Below are 16,528 nucleotides of genomic sequence, written 5' to 3' on the forward strand. Positions count from 1 at the left end.
CGTAGCACAACATATTGTCGCGGGGTGGAGCAGCCCGGTAGCTCGTCAGGCTCATAACCTGAAGGTCGTAGGTTCAAATCCTACCCCCGCAACCATCTTTACTTGCGCCCCCGTAGCACCCGCTGCGGGGGTTTTGCTTTGCGTGGAAATCGTAAGGATTCCAGCAAGATCGCCCTGAACGTCGATCTCCACCTTGCCGTCGACCGGGGTTAGCACGATTTGATCCACGAGCGAGCGTAGCGTGTCTGCGGCCTCGATCCGCTTCCCCTCGTCTTCGTCCTGCAGGGCGTCGTAAAGCTGTTGGACCCGCTTGCGGTATTGCAGTGCCATACTTGGGTGCAGCAGCGGTGGCGGTTCGTCGGCTTCGGCCAGGAACAGTTCAAGTTCCTTCTTGCGTTTCTCAATCATCACCATCTTCGCGTTGAGCGCGTCAGCCGCCCCACCCTTCAGAATCAGATTGAGTAGCGTCTCAAGTTCCCGATCGATCTTCGCAATCTCCGCCTCAGCCGACGCGACTTCGGCGCGACCTTCCATGCGCAGCCGGTTCATCTCCTGCGTGAAGACTTCACAGAAATGGGCGAAGAGCTCCGGATCGACGAGTTTGGTACGCAGTGCGTTCAGCACGCGCGATTCCAACTCGTCGCGGCGGATGTTGACCCGGTTGTCGCATGTCCCCTTGTTGCGGGCCGTCGCACATCCGATCAGCGTCGCCGAGATCGCGGAATATCCACCGCCACAGCAGGAACATTTGGTCAGTCCCGAGAAGAGGTATTTGGGGCGGCGGCGGGTATTGATCCGGGAGAGATCGGCCTCGCCGTTCTCCTTCCGCGCGATCTTGTTCTTCTCCTGCCGCGCCTTCACCGCGTTCCAGAGATCGTCATCGAGGATGCGCAGCTCCGGCGTTTCCTGGATGACCCATTCCTCTTCCGGGTTGGGGCGGGCCTGCCGCTTGCCGGTCTCCGGATCCTTGACGAAGCGCTGGCGGTTCCAGACAATCTTGCCGACATACATCTCGTTGTTGAGGATGCCGTTGCCGCGCTTCGGGTTGCCGTTGATCGTGCTGAACCCCCAGTCGCCGCCTGACGGAGCGGGAATGCCTTCCTTGTTCAGCGCGAAGGCGATGGTCTTGGCCGATTTGCCGGCCGCGTAGTCGCGGAAGATGCGGCGGACCACCTCGGCCTGGAACTCGTTGATGGTGCGATCGCCGCGGATCGGCTCGCCGTTCGCATCGAACTTCTTGACCACATCGTAGCCATAGGCATTGCCACCACCCGATTTGCCTGCCTCGACCCGGCCGCGCTGTCCGCGGCGGGTCTTGTCGGCCAGATCCTTCAGGAAGAGCGCATTCATTGTGCCCTTGAGCCCGACATGCAGGTGCGTCACCTCGCCTTCCGAGAGGGTGAACATCTTCACGTCGGCATAGGACATGCGCTTGAAGATGCCGGCGATATCTTCCTGGTCGCGGGAGAGGCGGTCCATCGCCTCGGCCAGGATCAGGTCGAAACGGCCGCCCATAGCGTCGGCCATGAGCGCCTGAATGCCCGGCCGGATCAGCGAGGCGCCGGAGATCGCGTGGTCCGAATATTCCTCGACGATGTGCCAGCCCTGCTTTTCGGCATGGAGGCGGCACATGCGGAACTGGTCGGCGATGGAAGCGTCGCGTTGATTGTCGGAGGAATAGCGGGCGTAGATCGCGACTTTCAAAACTTGGCTCCCATCCGTATCAGGAGGAGCGCTTCCTCCTTTGCCGTGACATCTTCACTTCCTCTGCATAACACTCCTGCGCCGCCTGCCTCGCCAGGATGCCGACCAGACGCAGAAGGCGAGGGTCGGGATTGCCGCGTGGCGTAAACGTCAGCTCCGGCTCGTCCAGCAGCAAGGATTCGAGCAGCGCTTCGCGCTCTCCTCCTGTTATCTTTGCCGGGTTTCCTGGGGCTCGCAAGGTCATAACTTGCAGCATTCGCCCCGAGGGAAGCATAAGCAATGGAAATTGAAGGCGAATATTCGGCGGCAATTGGCGCGGGTGAGCGGGCTGTAGCGTAGCCCAGCGTGTCCTGGCGAGCCATGGCGTAGCAAAATAACCTATCGGAATCCCTCGCTGGCCCGGTCATCATTGGCCTCGTCGCCTCTCCTCATGAGGTCATTGACTGTAGGCGCAACCTTATCGTATTGTAATTCGCGATACAAGGCGCTATATGCCGACCAAGGAGATTCGCCATGGCCACGACCGCCGAACGCAAGGAATACCCGATCTCGATGCGCTTGCCCGAGGCGGATGTCGCAATGATCGATCGTGCCGCCAGCCTGCGCGGCCGCTCGCGCACCGATTTCGTGCGCGACGCCGCTGTGCGCGCGGCCGAGGAGGTCGTCATGGAACAAGGCCTGATCCGGATGAGCCCGGAAGGCTTCGCCGAGTTCATGGATGTGCTGGCGCGTCCGGCCGCTCCCGTTCCGGAGATGGTCGAAGTCCTGAAGCGTCCCGCGCCATGGGAGCCCGATCACAAAGCGAAGCGGTAAGCCATTGCTCCTTTCGGGTCCCGAACCGCTTACCGCCGCTCACGATGTGTCCGAGTTCACCTGTGGCAAGCCCACGCTTGACCACTGGCTGAAATCACGCGCCCTCTCCAATCAGCAGAAGGGCTTCACCGCCGTCCTCGTCGTTCATGAGGCCGGGCGCGTGGTCGGCTACTACGGCCTTGCGCCTACCGGTGTGGTGCCTTCGGTTCTGCCGCGCTCGATCCGGACAGGCCAGCCGCCCAACCCGGTTCCGTGCATGTTGCTCGGCCAACTCGCGACCGACACAGCATGGGCAGGGTTGGGCATTGGCACCGGCCTTGTGAAACATGCCCTCCAACGCTGCGTTCAGGCCGCTTCGCTGATCGGCGGGCGGGCCTTGTTGGTCAATGCCGTCGACGGGGAGGCGGCCGAGTTCTGGAGGCGGCGCGGTTTCGAGCCGTCCAGGGATGATCCCCTGGTTCTGCTCCGCACGATCAGCGACATCGCGGCGTCGCTCGGTGAAGCTGGAAGTTGAAAACTTGGCTGGCCTTCAGCCGTAGCGATTCGCCCTTCACTCAGATTGCAGTAGATCAGATCCGCCCATGCAAATTCGTCTTCACCCATCGTCCACATTCCGCTGGCAGATGTTCGTGCTTTTCCTCTCGCTATTTTGGGCGGTCGGCGGCCTGCCCGAACCTGCCAAGGCTCAGCCTCGGCTGCAGATTGCGAAGTGCGTTCCCGGCCAGGCCCGTACCGCCGACGAATATTGCCTCGTTGATGGCGACACGATCTGGATCGACGGGGAAAAGCTGCGCATGGAAGGCTACGACACCCCGGAACCGCAAACCCACATCTGTGGTGGCGACGCCGAAATCGCGCTGGCACAGCGGGCCAGCGACCGGGTGATCGAACTGCTGAACTCGCACGACTGGACCGTCGAATATGGAGAGCCGGACAACACCGGCACGCGGACGCTGGTGACTATCAGGATCGGCGGCCGCGACATCGGCGACATCCTTATTGCGGAGAGGCTGGCCCGCTCTTGGCCCGATGGCGAAGAATGGTGGTGCAGTCGGTAAGCGTTCGCTGTCCACATCCAACTCGCTATGAGGGCCTTCCCGCAAGGCGCTCGTCGAGGACCGGCTCGTCCCAGTTGCGCGCCACGCCAAGCCATTTATCGATCACCGCCTGAAACTTCGGCTCGGCGAAGCAGGTCTGGAACGTGTAGAGGCGATTGACCACCTGGCGCATCAGGTCGCGCATCTCGTCATCGTCGAACCGCGACACGGTTACCCAGGGGATGCGATTGCCGTCCGCGTCGATGACGAAGACGTCGGAATAGTCGCCGGTCTTCGTGACCGGGACCGGCCCTGCATGCAGGTCTTCCAGCTTGCTGTTGCGGACGCAGATCATCGCCATCGCCTTGGCGAGCGTCGCCGCTAACTGCTCTTCTTCCTTCCGGCCCATTTCCGTCGTCCGGATCATTGTCAGATGCCCGGCAACATGCCATCGGCGGTTGCGCTCGCTGGCGTCTCCGCGATCACCAGCCGCTCGTCGGCCAGCGGCCGTTGCAGGCCCTTCGCTTCCTCCCAGTCGGCGGTCAGCCAGGTCTCGACTTCGTCGCGGCTCGTCAGGATGACGGGCATGGCCTTCGGATGGATCGGCTCCACCACGCCATTGGCCTCGGTCGTCAGGAAGGCGAACAGCTGATGATCGCCCGGGCGCGGGGTGCGGTTCGAGCCGCGAGTTCCGCGCCATGGCGTCCAGATCCCCGCGAAGAAGAACAGGGGCTGGGTCTCATCGAGGGCGAACCAGTGCAGCGGTTTGCGCTTCGTGACCGGATCGGGCTTTTGCCCATATTCGGAAAAGGCGGTGGCCGGGACCACGCAGCGATGCCCGACCCCGAGCCATTTGCGCCAATGGGGGCTGGCCGTGTTGCGGATATTGGTGACGCCGGTGTCCGGCGCGTCGCGGGATTTCAGATATTCGATGGGCGTCGGCATGCCCCAGGTCAGCGAAGCCAGTTCCCGTCCGCTGTCGGTGTTGCGCACAACCGGGGCCGGCCGGTCGGGATAGACGTCCATCGACGGTTCGAGATTGCCGATACTGTCATGGGTGGCGGCCACGAAATCCCGGATCGCCTGCTGATTGGTTGTAATGCGATACAGGTTGCACATCGCCCTGCTACTCTCCTTGCGAATACTTTACGCCACCATAGGGCATTGCGCTCCGTCGATCACTTCCGGGATGGCCGAGATTGACTCTCGACCCGCAAGAGAACAAATAAAGAACATAGCAACGGAATCGACCAGTGCAAAGCCCCGGAGACGCCATCCTCATATGCCCAACCGTGCAGACAGCCCAGCCATTGCCGACCTTCGGGCGCGCATCGCGCGGCTCGAAGGCGATGGCGCGCGTCCGTACGAGGTGCTGCCCTTCGGGATCGCGCCGCTGGATCGCAAGCTGCCCGGTGGCGGGCTGGCGCTCGGGTGCCTCCATGAAGTCGCCGGAGGCGGCAACGGGGCGGTGGATGGCGCGGCGGCGGCCTGTTTCACGGCCGGGATCGCCGCCCGCACCATCGGCCAGGTGCTCTGGTGCGTGGCGCTCCAGGATCTCTTCGCGCCGGGGCTGGAGCAGGCCGGACTGCCGCCCGGCCGGGTGATCTTCGTCGAAGCCGGAGACGACAAGGCCGTTCTGGCCTGTATGGAGGAGGGGCTGAGGCATGGCGGGCTGGGGGCGGTCGTCGGCGACGTCGCGCGCCTGCCGATGACCGCCTCGCGGCGGCTGCATCTCGCGGCGAAAGGCTCGGCAACCCTCTGCATCGCGCTGCGCCGCTGGCGGCGGCAGGCGGAGGCCAGCGATTTCGGGCAGCCGACGGCTGCGATGACCCGCTGGCGGATCTCGGCGCTGCCGTCCTCGCCCCTTCCGGTTGCCGGCGTCGGGCGGCCGCGCTGGCTCGTTGAGTTGATCCGGGCGCGGGCGGGCGAATGTCTCGATATCGAACTGGAGGCGTGCGATGGCTCGGGTCATCTCCGTCTTCCTGCCGAACTGGCCGACAGACCGGTTGCGGCGGAAGGCGGGCGACGCAGCGCCGCCCGGTGAGGCGCCGCTGGTCATCGCCGGAAGGGAGAAGAACCGCCGGGTGGTGACGGCGGCCGATCCGGCCGCGCGGGCGCTCGGCCTGCGCGCCGGCATGCCCGTCACCAAGGCCCAGGCGATGGTGCCCGGCCTCCACATCGAGCCCGACGATCCGCGAGCCGACCTGGACAGTCTCGAACGTCTTGCGCTCTGGGTGCTGCAACGCTTCAGTCCGATCGTCGCTGTCGACGCGCCTGACGGCATCGTGATCGACGCGACCGGCGCCGACCATCTGCATGGTGGTGAAACGGCCATGCTGGAAGCACTGACCGGACGGCTTGTCATGTCCGGGGTCACCGCCCGCGCTGCCATCGCCGATAGCTGGGGCGCGGCCCATGCGCTGGCGCGCTATGCGGCCGATCCGCTGTTTGTCGCCCCTCCCGGCGAAACCGTCCCGGTCCTCGCGCCGCTGCCGCTGCAAGCCCTGCGCCTGCCGCCCGCGATCGCAGCGGGGCTATACGATCTCGGCTTTGGCCGCATCGGCGACCTGATCGGGCAGCCGCGCGCGCCCCTGACCCGGCGCTTCGGCCCCGAGCTCTGCCGGCGTCTCGATCAGGCCCTGGGCGAGGCCGCCGAACCCATAGAACCGATCCGCCCGGAGGAGCTGGTCTCGGTTCGCCGCGTTTTCGCCGAACCGATCGGCGCCGCCGAGACCATCGCGCGCTATATCGGCAAGCTGGTTATGGCGCTCTGCGAGGCGCTCGAAGGCCGGGGCATTGGCGCACGCCGTCTCGACCTGCTCTGCCACCGGGTCGACAACCGGATCGAGACGGTGCGCATCGGCCTGGCCATGCCGGTGCGGGATCCCGCGCGCCTGACCCGGCTTCTCTGCGACAAGATCGAGACCATCGCGCCGGGCTTTGGCATCGAGGTCATGTCGCTGACCGCCACCCTGGCCGAACCGCTGGCCCTGAAACAGGCGGCCAGCAGCCTGATCGAGGAGGGCGCGCCGGATCTCTCCAGCCTGATCGACACGCTGGCGAACCGGGTCGGCGCGCGGGCGGTCTATCGTTTCGCGCCGGTGGCGAGCGACGTGCCCGAACGCTCGGTCCGCCGCCTGCCGCCGCTTGCCGAGGATGCGGGCGCGGGCTGGCCCGACCATTGGCCGCGCCCGTCGCGGCTCCTGGCCCGACCGGAGCCGATCGAGACCATGGCGCTGCTGCCGGACCATCCCCCGAACTGGTTCTCCTGGAAGGGCGTGCGCCGCCGTGTCCGCCGGGCCGACGGCCCCGAGCGCATCTTCGGGGAATGGTGGAAACGCGATGCCGAACTGATCGCGGTGCGGGACTATTTCCGGGTCGAGGACGATGCCGGCGAACGCTTCTGGATCTTCCGCTCCGGCGATGGCGAGGATGCCGCCACGGGCTCGCATCGCTGGTTCCTGCACGGGATTTTCGGATGAGCGCCCCCGTTTACGCCGAATTGCAGGTGACGTCGCATTTTTCCTTCCTGCGCGGCGCCTCCTCGGCCGAGGAGATCTTCGCCGCGGCGGCCGCGATGGGGATCGACGCGCTCGCCGTGACCGACCGCAACACGCTGGCCGGTATCGTGCGCGCCCATGAGGCGGCGAAGGAGGCGGGCGTACGGCTGATCGTCGGCTGCCGCCTCGATCTCGTCTGCGGCATGTCGGTGCTGGTCTATCCGACAGACCGGGCGGCCTGGTCGAGGCTCTGCCGCCTGCTGTCGCTGGGCAAGGGGCGGGCGGGCAAGGCGCGCTGTCACCTCGAATGGGACGATCTCGCCGCCTGTGGCGAGGGCTTGATTGCGGTCCTGGTGCCGGACCTTGCCGACGAGACTTGCGGCCTGCGCCTGCGGCGCCTGCGCGATGCCTTCGGGACCCGCGCCTATCTCGGCCTGACGCTGCGGCGGCGACCCAACGACCAGATGCGCCTTTGGGAGCTGTCGGCGCTCGCCGCGCGCCTCGGCGTGCCCACCGTCGTGACCAATGACGTGCTCTTCCATGAGCCCGGCCGCCGTATCCTGCAGGATGTCGTCACCGCGATCCGGCACAATGTCACCGTCGACGCGCTCGGAGCCCGGCGCGAGCGCCATGCCGACCGTTATCTGAAGCCGCCCGCCGAAATGCACCGGCTCTTCGCGCGCTGGCCCGAGGCTTTGGCCCGGACGCGTGAGATCGCGGCTCGCTGCCGCTTCTCGCTCGACGAGCTGCGCTATCAATATCCCGAAGAGCGCGACGATCCGGCGCTAACCCCGCAGGAAACCCTGGAGCGGCTGACCTGGGAGGGCGCCGCACACCGCTATCCCGAGGGTGTCCCCGACGAGGTGACAGCCGCGCTGGAGCATGAGCTGGCCCTGATCGGCAAGCTCGAATACGCGCCCTACTTCCTGACGGTGAACAGCATCGTCCGCTTCGCCCGGTCGCGCGGCATCCTCTGCCAGGGACGCGGATCGGCGGCGAACTCCGCCGTCTGCTATGTGCTCGGCATCACCGCGATCGATCCCGGCCGCAACGATCTCCTGTTCGAGCGCTTCGTCTCCGAGGAGCGCCGGGAGCCGCCCGACATCGACGTGGATTTCGAGCACGAGCGGCGCGAGGAAGTGATCCAGTGGGTCTATGAGCATTACGGCCGCGAGCGCGCCGCGCTGACCGCGACCGTCATCCGCTATCGCTCCAAGGGCGCGCTGCGGGAGGTGGGCAAGGCCTTGGGGCTTCCCGAAGACCTGATTCAGACGCTGTCCGGCCAGCTCTGGGGCTGGTCCGAGGCCGGTGTGACCGAGCAGCAGCTCCGCGATCTCAACCTCAATCCCGAGGATCGCCGGTTGCGCCTGACGCTCGAACTGGCTGCCCAGCTTCGCGGCGCGCCGCGGCATCTGTCGCAGCATCCGGGCGGTTTCGTGCTGACCCATGACCGGCTCGACGATCTCGTCCCCATCGAGCCTGCGGCGATGGAGGGGCGTCAGATCATCGAATGGGACAAGGACGATATCGACGCGCTGCGCTTCATGAAGGTCGATGTCCTGGCGCTCGGCATGCTGAGTTGCATGCGCCGGGGGCTGGACCTGCTGGCCGAGCACAAGGATATCCGCCTCGATCTGGCATCGATCCCGGCCGAGGATCCGCGCACCTATGCGATGATCCGCAAGGCCGACACACTCGGCACCTTCCAGATCGAGAGCCGGGCGCAGATGTCCATGCTGCCGCGCCTGAAGCCCCGGACCTATTACGACCTGGTGGTACAGGTCGCGATCGTGCGGCCGGGGCCGATCCAGGGCGATATGGTCCATCCCTATCTGCGCCGGCGCGAGGGCCTGGAAGAGGTCGATTATCCCCGGCCGGAGCTGGAGAAGGTGCTGGGCAAGACGCTCGGTGTGCCGCTGTTCCAGGAGCAGGCGATGCGCGTCGCCATCGAATGCGCGGGCTTCACCGCGGGCGAGGCCGATCTCCTGCGCAAGAGCATGGCCACCTTCAAGCATACCGGCGGGGTCTCGAAGTTCCGCGACCGGCTGATCTCGGGGATGATCGCGCGCGGCTACGAGGAGGAGTTCGCTGCCCGGACCTTCCAGCAACTCGAGGGCTTCGGTTCCTATGGATTCCCCGAAAGCCATGCGGCGAGCTTCGCGCTGATCGCCTATGCCTCGGCCTGGCTCAAATGCTGGCACCCGGATGTCTTCTGCGCCGCGCTCCTCAACGCCCAGCCCATGGGCTTTTATGCGCCGGCCCAGATCGTGCGCGACGCAAGCGAGCACGGGGTGGAGGTCCGCCCGGTCTGCATCAACGCCTCCCGCTGGGATTGCACGCTGGAGCCGACCGGCGACGAAAGCCGCCTCGCGGTCCGTCTCGGGCTGCGCATGGTCAAGGGCCTCGCCAATGCCCATGCCGCCGCCATCGTCGCGGCGCGGGGCGATGAGAATTTCACCTCGGTCGACGATCTCTGGCGGCGGGCGGGCGTACCCGTGACGGCCCTCGATCAGATCGCGGCGGCCGACGGATTCCGCCCGGCCTTCGGTCTGGCCCGGCGCGAGGCACAATGGGCCATCAAGGGGCTGCGCGACGAGGAGCTGCCGCTCTTCGCCGCCGTCTCTGAGCGCGAGGGGAGGACCGTTCCGGAACTCGATGAGCCGGCGATCGCGCTCAGAGCGATGCCTGCCGGTCGCGAGGTGGTCGAGGATTATGGGCATATCGGCCTGTCACTGCGCCGCCATCCGGTCTCCTTCCTGCGAGAGGACCTGGCGAGGCGCCGGATCGTCAGCTGTGCCGAGGCGATGGCGGCGCGCGACCGGCGCTGGCTGGAGGCGGCGGGGATCGTGCTGGTGCGCCAGCGTCCCGGCTCGGCCAATGGCGTCATGTTCATCACGCTCGAGGACGAGACCGGCATCGCCAATCTCGTCGTCTGGCAGAAGGTCTTCGAGCGCTATCGGCGGGTCATTCTCTCATCGAGCATGATCGCTGTCAGGGGCCGCGTTCAGCGCGAGGGCGAGGTCGTGCATCTCGTCGCCCATCGGATCGTCGATCTGTCGCGAGATTTGGCGAGCGTCGGGCAGCGCGATGCGGCGACGGCCGGGCAGCAGGGGCCGGAGGCCGGCGGCATCAGGGTGAAGGCGCGGGATTTCCGGTAAAGCCGGTGGCTTTGACAGAAGGCGGGTATCGGTTCGAATCAACGAATCGGCCTGCCTCTCGGGGATCACAGATCTTCTGGCCCGATCGACCATTCTGCGATTTCTCTATCGATCAATCGCCATTGGTCTGAGAGGTCGGCAAGGTCGGCGCTGTCTACAACAGCATGATCGAGGCCCTCGAATTGGTCACCGAGATATGTGGCGAGGCCCGCACTGCCTTCGTTGGCGAACCACACTCCGACCAGATCCGCGATTTCCTTCAACTGCCTGAGAGTCTTTTCGGCATCGCGAATGTCGAAATCACCAAGCTCCCTGTCCTGCCGACTTTGCTTGTTCCCGGCATGAGCAACATGCGAGTTAACGTGCTCGGCAATTCGATCAAGGCTGGCAAGCCGAGTTTCGATCTTCTCGAAGACCGTGTCCGAGATCAGATTGCTCGGGTTACGCTCTGACGCAGAAACGCCACTCAAAACATCGAAATGCCGATGTGCGGCCTCACTTTTCATGAGCTCTGGATCACCCCACACTGGACGCCCCTTCGCGGCGACGAGGTGGTCATGTTGTTCTTGATGCAGGCAATCGAGATCGTATTGCGCGTCAAGCACCTTTTCGACGTAGATTCTCCTGGTCAACCAGTTTTGGCTCGCTTTCACGTCGTTGACGACAGATCGGATCGAGTAAACTCCCTTGGGGCCTTTTATCGGGGCCTTATCGAGAAGTCGGCGAGTGCCGAGAAGCAGGCTTGACCAGTATCCCTCGGAAACGAGATTGAACATCATCTGGTTAAGCGGGGGTCTCGAGCCTCTCTTCTCATTTGCAAGACGGACGATCCGAACCGTCGTGCGAAAGGCGGCGTAGTTCCAGAGCAGATCCTGAATGGTTCTGTGGATGCCCGTTGTCTCGTCGCGAAAAGCATCCCGCCACGCGGCGATGTGCTGGTCATGCTGCGTCATTAGTTTTCCAAGCCTGAGCGCCAAACTCACCTCATCATACCGGCAGACGCCAACACCGGCGACGGCTATTCGCTTCGGATTCTTCCTTCGCGCGGGCTCGTTTTATTGTTCCCGCGAATAAACGCGCATCTTGCCGTGGGCCTGAAGGGGGGAGGCCTTCCCCCTGGCCGGCACTATCGTTGCCGGCGCACCCCCTTCAGCGGGGAGACCCCGCAACGCCCCCTGAGAGGGAGAGTGCGGACGGGTTTTCCGTGACGGGTTGAGGGCTGGAGGAGTGGCCTCCGGCGCCCGTCGCGGAGATCATCCCGATGGCCAGAAAGGACCGCGCTCGCCCAGGCGGCGCCCGCAGCAATCTCTATGACGACATCACCGACAAGATCATCGCCGAGCTGGAGGAAGGGCGGCTGCCCTGGGTCCAGCCCTGGGGGACGGCGGCGGCGAAGGCGCCGCTCGCCATGCCGAGGAATGCCGCGACCGCGCGGCAATATTCCGGGATCAATGTCCTCATCCTCTGGGGCGCAGTGGTCCAGCACGGCTATCCGACCCAGCATTGGCTCACCTTCCGGCAAGCGCTCTCGCTGGGCGGAAATGTCCGCAAGGGCGAGCGCGGCACCACCGTCGTCTATGCCGACCGCTTCACGCCGGAGGACGAGAAGCGCCGCGCCCAGGAGTCGGGCGAAGAAGCCAGCAGCATTCCGTTCCTGAAGCGCTTCACAGTGTTCAACGCGGCGCAATGCGAGGGCCTGCCCGAGGACATCGCCATCGAGGCCCCACCACCGCCGCCCGGCATGATCGAGCCGAAGGTCGAGGCGCTGATCGAGGCGACCGGGATCGATTTCCGCATCGGCGGGGATCGCGCCTTCTATGTTCCGGCGCTCGACTACGTGCAGGTGCCGCCTCCGGCCGCCTATTTCGAGCCGATCAACTGGCACAGGACGGCGCTCCACGAGATGGGTCACGCCACAGGCCATGTCTCGCGCCTGGGGCGGGATTTTTCGGGCAGCTTCGGCACGAAGAAATACGCCTTCGAGGAGCTGGTCGCCGAGATGAACGCTGCCTTCTGCTGCGCCTCGCTCGGCATCGTGCCGACCGTGCGCCACGCCGATTACGTCGGCTCCTGGCTGGAGGTGCTGCGCGAGGACAATCGCGCCATCGTCCGCGCCGCCTCGCAGGCCAGCAAGGCGGCCGACTGGCTGCTGGCGCATCTGCCCGACGAGGAAACGGTCGAACCGAATGCGGCCTCGACCGAGCGGAGGGCCGCGGCATGATCCTCCTGACCCGCACGCAGCGCGCGCAGCTCCTCGCCAATGGCCGGCGGCGCGGTATCGACCACGTTCCCGTCGTGAAATTCTTCAATCCCTTCGGCGAGGGCGTCTGGCTCGCGACCGAGCTGGATGAGGATGGCGATGTGATGTTCGGCCTGGCCGATATCGGCTGTCCCGAACTCGGAAGCTGGAGCTTCAGCGAGCTCGAATCGATCCAGCTTCCCTTCGGTATGGGCATCGAGCGCGACCTGCTCTTCACCGGCGATTTCCCGATCTCGGTCTGGGCCGAAGCGGCCCGGGCCGCCGGCAGCATCCGCGCGGCCGAGCGCAGCCTCTACGCCCGCACTCGTGATGACGCCGGATCGGCCCTGAAACCCGCCGATACGGAAACCCGGAAAGCCTGAGATCCGGCTCTCAGGATTTGCGATCCCGCGCCGCTCTCTCCGAGGCAGAGGGCGGCGCTTCTCGCCGTGACGCGGTGAAAGTCCCGGCGCCCGGCCGGCTGCCCGTCGGGGACTACGAACATGACGCGACATCTGAGGAAACCCGCCATCGACCCGCCGCCTCTCCGGTTCTCGGCCCAGGAGCAGGCTGTCGTCTATGAAGCCCGCCAGATCCTGCTGCGCCACCTCAACCAGAACCCGGTCCTGTCCTCCTGGCAGGCGGTTCTGGACTATTGCGCCCTCACCATCCGCGGCGAGGTCGAGCGCTTCCACGTCCTCTATCTCGACCGGAAGAACCGGCTCCTCTCGGACGAATGCCTCGCTATTGGCACGATCGATCATGTCCCGGTCTATCCGCGCGAGGTGCTGCGGCGCAGCCTGGCACTCAACGCCTCCGCGCTGATCATCGTCCACAATCACCCGGCCGGCGATCCCGAACCCTCCGCCGCCGATCTCGCGATGACGAGGGAGATCCTGAAGGCCTGCGCGGCTCTGGGCGTGACGCTGCATGACCACATCATCACCGGCGCCGGCCGGGAGACCAGCCTGCGCGCCCGAGGCGAGATCTGACGGTCATGGGGAATTGCGCCGGCACGGGGCCGGGAGAGTGAAAGGAGGGATGGGGAGTTCGCGACGGGCTGGTTGCCGGAGAGAGAGGCTCCCCGGCGTCCGTCATGGAGTGAAGAACATGGCTACTGCCACCCCCAAGATCACCCTGTCGTCCTCGCGCGACATCCCCTTCAACAAGCTCGTGCTCTCCCAGTCGAACGTCAGGCGCGTGAAGGCCGGCGTCTCGGTCGAGGAACTCGCCGAGTCCATCGTCCGGCGCGGCCTGATCCAGTCGCTGCATGTCCGGCCGGTGGTCGATGCCGAGGGCAAGGAGACCGGCACGTTCGAGGTGCCCGCCGGCGGCCGCCGCTACCGGGCGCTGGAACTGCTGGTGAAGCAGAAGCTCCTCAACAAGACCGCCCCGGTGCCCTGTGTCGTGTCGGAGGCCGGCGCCGACATCCTGATCGACGAAGTGTCGCTCGCCGAGAATGTCGAGCGCGCGCCGCTGCATCCGCTCGACCAGTTCCGCGCCTTCCAGGCCATGGGCGAGAAGGGCATGACCGAGGAGGAAATCGCGGCGGCCTTCTTCGTCGACGTCAAGGTCGTGAAGCAGCGCCTGCGCCTGGCCTCGGTCTCTCCCGCGCTGCTCGACATCTATGCAGAGGACGGCATGACACTCGAACAGCTCATGGCCTTCACTGTCTCGGAGGACCATGCGCGCCAGCAGCAGGTCTGGGAGGCGATCAAGGACGGCTGGCAGAAGGAGCCCTATTACATCCGCCGACTGATGACCGAGACCACGGTCAGGGCCTCGGACAAGCGGGCGGCCTTCGTCGGACTCGCGGCGTATGAGGATGCGGGTGGCTATGTACTCCGCGATCTCTTCCAGTCCGACGATGGCGGCTGGCTTCAGGACGCCGTCCTGCTCGACCGTCTCGTCACCGAGAAGCTCAAGGCCGAGGCCGAGACCGTCGCGGCCGAGGGCTGGAAATGGATCGAGATCGCCGTGACCTTTCCCTATGGTCATGACCACGGATTGCGGGAACTCGCCGGCACCACGGTCGATCTGACCGAGGAGGAACGCGCGACCCGCGAAGCGCTGCGCGACGAGTACGACCGGCTCGAGGCCGAATATTCCGAGGCCGACGAGCTTCCCGACGAGGTCGACCAGCGCCTCGGTGAGATTGAAGAGGCGCTGGAGGCCCTCGATCGCCGTCCCATGACCTATGCCCCCGAGCAGATGGCCCGGGCCGGGGCCTTCGTCAGCATACATTCCGATGGAACGCTGCTGGTCGAGCGTGGCTATGTCCGGCCCGGGGACGAGGCGACGGCCGAGCCCGAGGGCGACGATGGCGCTGACGCTGCGGGCACTGCGACCGAGGGTGATCAGCCGGCCGGCGTCCAGCGCGCCGTGATTACGGTTGGCGGATCCCCCACCGAGGCAGACGAGGAGGAGGATGAGGTCGAGACGATCCGGCCGCTTCCCGACCGCCTGGTCAGCGAACTGACTGCGCATCGTACGCTCGCCTTGCGCGATGCGGTGGCGATGAACCCCCATGTCGCTATGACCGCGCTTTTGCACCGGCTGGTCACGGACAGTTTCCTCCCGCATTCCACGCGGGGTTGCATCGAGGCCCAGGTCCGCGATGTGCATTTCCCGGCGCAGGCCGAGGATCTGCGCGACAGCGCCTCGGCGCGGGCGGTGGCCAAACGGCACGAACGCTGGGGCGATGACATCCCCGCAGATGACGCAGCGCTCTGGGATTGGCTGGCTGATCTCGACGACGAGTCCCGCATGGAGCTTCTCGCCCATTGCGTGAGCTTCGGCGTCAACGCGCTCTACGAGAAGCCGAACCCCTATGGCGGCATGGGAGTCAGCCAGCACGGTCTTGAGGTGCGGCTGGCACAGGCGGACCGGCTGGCGCGAGCAACCGGGCTCGACATGGTGGCCGTGGGCTGGCGGCCGACGGTCGCGAACTATCTGGGCCGCGTGACCAAGCCGCGCATTCTCGAAGCTGTACGCGAGGGGGCGGGCGAACGGGCGGCCGAGCTTATCGACCACCTGAAGAAGGACGACATGGCGAAGGAGGCTGAGCGACTGCTCGCGGAAACCGGCTGGCTGCCCGAGCCGCTGCGCATGATCGACCCCGGCACGGAGACCGACGCTATGGCCTCCGCCGATGTCGAGGCCGACGACCTGCCGGAGTTCCTGGCAGGCGATAGCGAGGATGAAGACCTCGCCGAGGAGGAGCAGCACATGGTCGCCGCTGAATGACCTCCGCCTGCGGGGGCGGCTCCGGCCGCCCCCGCATCTTTCCTCTCGATTTTCCATCCGCCCGGCCACCGCGCCGGGCGCATTCGCTTCAGGAGCTACCGATGACCGAAGACACCGAAACCGTACCCGACGCCTGCCCGCCGCTCTCCGAGTGGAGGACGCTGCATGCCCTTCGTGCCCAGCTCGAGGCCGAACTGTTCAACCTAAACAAGGGCGTGCTGCTCGATGCCCTCGTATCCGCGGGCGTCACGCATGTCGTCGTGACCTTCGACGGCTATGGCGATTCCGGTCAGATCGAGAATGTCGAGGTCCGGTCTGGCGACGATGCCATCCCGATGCCGGAGAGCACGATCGAGATCGCCGAGGCGCTCTGGGGCCAAAGCGAGCCGAAGCGATCCATCGTCGCGATCGCGACGGCCATCGAAAGCCTGGCCTATGACGTGCTGGAGCGGACGCATTGCGGCTGGGAAAACTCCGACGGCGCCTATGGCGACATCACCTTCGATGTGGCGGCGCATGCGATCACGCTCGACTACAACGAGCGCTACACCGCCACCGAAAACTACACGCATGAGTTCTGAGGGAGGCGGCAATGGGAAATTGTTATCATCACGCGCTGTCCTCGGCGCGCAAATGGGGTGGCGCCGCGGAGGACTATCTGCCGCTGCATCAGTGGTTCGATGAATCGAAGGAGATCACCGCCGACTTCCGGCACCGGGCGTTGCGCCATCACGCCTTATCCTGACTCTATCGATGCGTCTTATTCCTGTGCACGGTTCGGGTTATGCCGAGCCTTGGGATTGAGAGATGAGCCAGCCCCGGCCCGCTCTC

At 65.6% G+C, this 16,528-nt stretch carries 16 protein-coding genes and 1 tRNA gene; 13 read left to right on the plus strand and 4 right to left on the minus strand.

The window, feature by feature from the left end:
• The first annotated feature begins 18 nt into the window (after window positions 1-18).
• Window positions 19-95 (plus strand) — tRNA-Met (locus C8N42_RS19820).
• Here C8N42_RS19820 and C8N42_RS19825 read toward each other — a convergent pair.
• Window positions 52-1,704 (minus strand): recombinase family protein, encoded by a 1,653-nt coding sequence (locus tag C8N42_RS19825; RefSeq protein WP_107818172.1) that lies wholly within the window; start codon window positions 1,702-1,704, stop codon window positions 52-54. The two genes, C8N42_RS19820 and C8N42_RS19825, sit on opposite strands and share 44 nt — an antisense overlap.
• A gap of 513 nt (window positions 1,705-2,217) precedes the next feature.
• On the opposite strand from C8N42_RS19825, the gene C8N42_RS19835 reads away from it, so the two are divergent.
• The 3 genes from C8N42_RS19835 to C8N42_RS19845 all read left to right on the plus strand — a co-directional run bounded on the left by C8N42_RS19835 (window position 2,218) and on the right by C8N42_RS19845 (window position 3,575).
• Complete coding sequence (locus C8N42_RS19835) at window positions 2,218-2,517, plus strand: type II toxin-antitoxin system TacA family antitoxin (protein WP_107818160.1); 300 nt, start codon at window positions 2,218-2,220, stop codon at window positions 2,515-2,517.
• 4 nt (window positions 2,518-2,521) lie between these two features.
• A complete protein-coding gene (locus tag C8N42_RS19840) occupies window positions 2,522-3,031 on the plus strand; it encodes a GNAT family N-acetyltransferase (protein WP_107818161.1) in 510 nt (169 codons plus the stop codon).
• Between the two features lie 67 nt (window positions 3,032-3,098).
• Window positions 3,099-3,575 carry a thermonuclease family protein gene (locus C8N42_RS19845; RefSeq protein ID WP_107818162.1) on the plus strand — a complete coding sequence of 159 codons (477 nt, stop codon included), beginning with the start codon at window positions 3,099-3,101 and terminating at the stop codon, window positions 3,573-3,575.
• Between the two features lie 25 nt (window positions 3,576-3,600).
• On the opposite strand, the gene C8N42_RS19850 is transcribed toward C8N42_RS19845, so the two are convergent.
• Together C8N42_RS19850 and C8N42_RS19855 are read right to left on the minus strand one after the other, a co-directional pair.
• A complete protein-coding gene (locus C8N42_RS19850; protein WP_245890314.1) occupies window positions 3,601-3,981 on the minus strand; it encodes a hypothetical protein in 381 nt (126 codons plus the stop codon).
• A 2-nt stretch (window positions 3,982-3,983) separates the two neighbouring features.
• Window positions 3,984-4,673 (minus strand): SOS response-associated peptidase, encoded by a 690-nt coding sequence (locus tag C8N42_RS19855; RefSeq protein ID WP_107818163.1) that lies wholly within the window; start codon window positions 4,671-4,673, stop codon window positions 3,984-3,986.
• Here C8N42_RS19855 and C8N42_RS19860 point away from each other — a divergent pair.
• Genes C8N42_RS19860 through C8N42_RS19870 form a run of 3 tightly spaced genes read left to right on the plus strand, consistent with a single transcriptional unit; the run spans window position 4,654 to window position 10,212 of the window.
• Complete coding sequence (locus tag C8N42_RS19860; protein WP_245890315.1) at window positions 4,654-5,598, plus strand: ImuA family protein; 945 nt, start codon at window positions 4,654-4,656, stop codon at window positions 5,596-5,598. The genes C8N42_RS19855 and C8N42_RS19860 overlap by 20 nt on opposite strands.
• Window positions 5,513-7,036, plus strand: a complete 1,524-nt coding sequence (locus tag C8N42_RS19865) for a Y-family DNA polymerase (protein ID WP_107818165.1) — start codon at window positions 5,513-5,515, stop codon at window positions 7,034-7,036. The genes C8N42_RS19860 and C8N42_RS19865 overlap by 86 nt, the downstream gene beginning before the upstream one ends.
• Complete coding sequence (locus C8N42_RS19870; RefSeq protein WP_107818166.1) at window positions 7,033-10,212, plus strand: error-prone DNA polymerase; 3,180 nt, start codon at window positions 7,033-7,035, stop codon at window positions 10,210-10,212. Before C8N42_RS19865 ends, C8N42_RS19870 begins: the two co-directional genes overlap by 4 nt.
• 65 nt (window positions 10,213-10,277) lie before the next feature.
• Here C8N42_RS19870 and C8N42_RS19875 read toward each other — a convergent pair whose 3' ends face one another.
• Window positions 10,278-11,165, minus strand: a complete 888-nt coding sequence (locus C8N42_RS19875; RefSeq protein ID WP_245890316.1) for an AbiU2 domain-containing protein — start codon at window positions 11,163-11,165, stop codon at window positions 10,278-10,280.
• Window positions 11,166-11,473: 308 nt separating this feature from the next.
• Here C8N42_RS19875 and C8N42_RS19880 point away from each other — a divergent pair, with 308 nt between their 5' ends.
• The 6 genes from C8N42_RS19880 (at window position 11,474) to C8N42_RS21725 (ending at window position 16,442) form a co-directional block, all read left to right on the plus strand.
• Window positions 11,474-12,433 carry an ArdC family protein gene (locus C8N42_RS19880; protein WP_107818168.1) on the plus strand — a complete coding sequence of 320 codons (960 nt, stop codon included), beginning with the start codon at window positions 11,474-11,476 and terminating at the stop codon, window positions 12,431-12,433.
• Window positions 12,430-12,834, plus strand: a complete 405-nt coding sequence (locus tag C8N42_RS19885) for a DUF2958 domain-containing protein (protein WP_107818169.1) — start codon at window positions 12,430-12,432, stop codon at window positions 12,832-12,834. The genes C8N42_RS19880 and C8N42_RS19885 overlap by 4 nt, the downstream gene beginning before the upstream one ends.
• Before the next feature lie 120 nt (window positions 12,835-12,954).
• On the plus strand, window positions 12,955-13,443 hold the full coding sequence (radC, locus tag C8N42_RS19890; RefSeq protein ID WP_107818170.1) for a RadC family protein: 489 nt from the start codon (window positions 12,955-12,957) through the stop codon (window positions 13,441-13,443).
• A 118-nt stretch (window positions 13,444-13,561) separates the two neighbouring features.
• Window positions 13,562-15,697 carry a ParB/RepB/Spo0J family partition protein gene (locus C8N42_RS19895; RefSeq protein ID WP_107818171.1) on the plus strand — a complete coding sequence of 712 codons (2,136 nt, stop codon included), beginning with the start codon at window positions 13,562-13,564 and terminating at the stop codon, window positions 15,695-15,697.
• 101 nt (window positions 15,698-15,798) lie between these two features.
• Window positions 15,799-16,278 (plus strand): DUF6878 family protein, encoded by a 480-nt coding sequence (locus C8N42_RS19900; protein ID WP_107818174.1) that lies wholly within the window; start codon window positions 15,799-15,801, stop codon window positions 16,276-16,278.
• 11 nt (window positions 16,279-16,289) lie between these two features.
• Window positions 16,290-16,442, plus strand: coding sequence for a DUF6915 family protein (locus tag C8N42_RS21725; protein WP_170109386.1), 153 nt, complete (start codon window positions 16,290-16,292; stop codon window positions 16,440-16,442).
• The last annotated feature ends 86 nt before the right edge of the window (window positions 16,443-16,528 follow it).

Origin of the sequence: Celeribacter persicus, from assembly GCF_003050785.1 — a bacterium.
GTDB classification, from domain to species: domain Bacteria; phylum Pseudomonadota; class Alphaproteobacteria; order Rhodobacterales; family Rhodobacteraceae; genus Celeribacter; species Celeribacter persicus.

Excerpts from the sequence above, each read along its gene's own strand:
- C8N42_RS19875 (WP_245890316.1), bottom strand. The coding sequence starts at position 11,165 with ATGACGCAGCATGACCAGCACATCGCCGCGTGGCGGGATGCTTTTCGC.
- C8N42_RS19900 (WP_107818174.1), top strand. The coding sequence starts at position 15,799 with ATGACCGAAGACACCGAAACCGTACCCGACGCCTGCCCGCCGCTCTCC.
- C8N42_RS19895 (WP_107818171.1), top strand. The coding sequence starts at position 13,562 with ATGGCTACTGCCACCCCCAAGATCACCCTGTCGTCCTCGCGCGACATC.
- C8N42_RS19880 (WP_107818168.1), top strand. The coding sequence starts at position 11,474 with ATGGCCAGAAAGGACCGCGCTCGCCCAGGCGGCGCCCGCAGCAATCTC.
- C8N42_RS19860 (WP_245890315.1), top strand. The coding sequence starts at position 4,654 with ATGCGATACAGGTTGCACATCGCCCTGCTACTCTCCTTGCGAATACTT.
- C8N42_RS19885 (WP_107818169.1), top strand. The coding sequence starts at position 12,430 with ATGATCCTCCTGACCCGCACGCAGCGCGCGCAGCTCCTCGCCAATGGC.
- C8N42_RS19870 (WP_107818166.1), top strand. The coding sequence starts at position 7,033 with ATGAGCGCCCCCGTTTACGCCGAATTGCAGGTGACGTCGCATTTTTCC.
- C8N42_RS19835 (WP_107818160.1), top strand. The coding sequence starts at position 2,218 with ATGGCCACGACCGCCGAACGCAAGGAATACCCGATCTCGATGCGCTTG.
- C8N42_RS19865 (WP_107818165.1), top strand. The coding sequence starts at position 5,513 with ATGGCTCGGGTCATCTCCGTCTTCCTGCCGAACTGGCCGACAGACCGG.
- C8N42_RS19855 (WP_107818163.1), bottom strand. The coding sequence starts at position 4,673 with ATGTGCAACCTGTATCGCATTACAACCAATCAGCAGGCGATCCGGGAT.
- C8N42_RS19850 (WP_245890314.1), bottom strand. The coding sequence starts at position 3,981 with ATGATCCGGACGACGGAAATGGGCCGGAAGGAAGAAGAGCAGTTAGCG.
- radC (WP_107818170.1), top strand. The coding sequence starts at position 12,955 with ATGACGCGACATCTGAGGAAACCCGCCATCGACCCGCCGCCTCTCCGG.
- C8N42_RS21725 (WP_170109386.1), top strand. The coding sequence starts at position 16,290 with ATGGGAAATTGTTATCATCACGCGCTGTCCTCGGCGCGCAAATGGGGT.
- C8N42_RS19845 (WP_107818162.1), top strand. The coding sequence starts at position 3,099 with ATGCAAATTCGTCTTCACCCATCGTCCACATTCCGCTGGCAGATGTTC.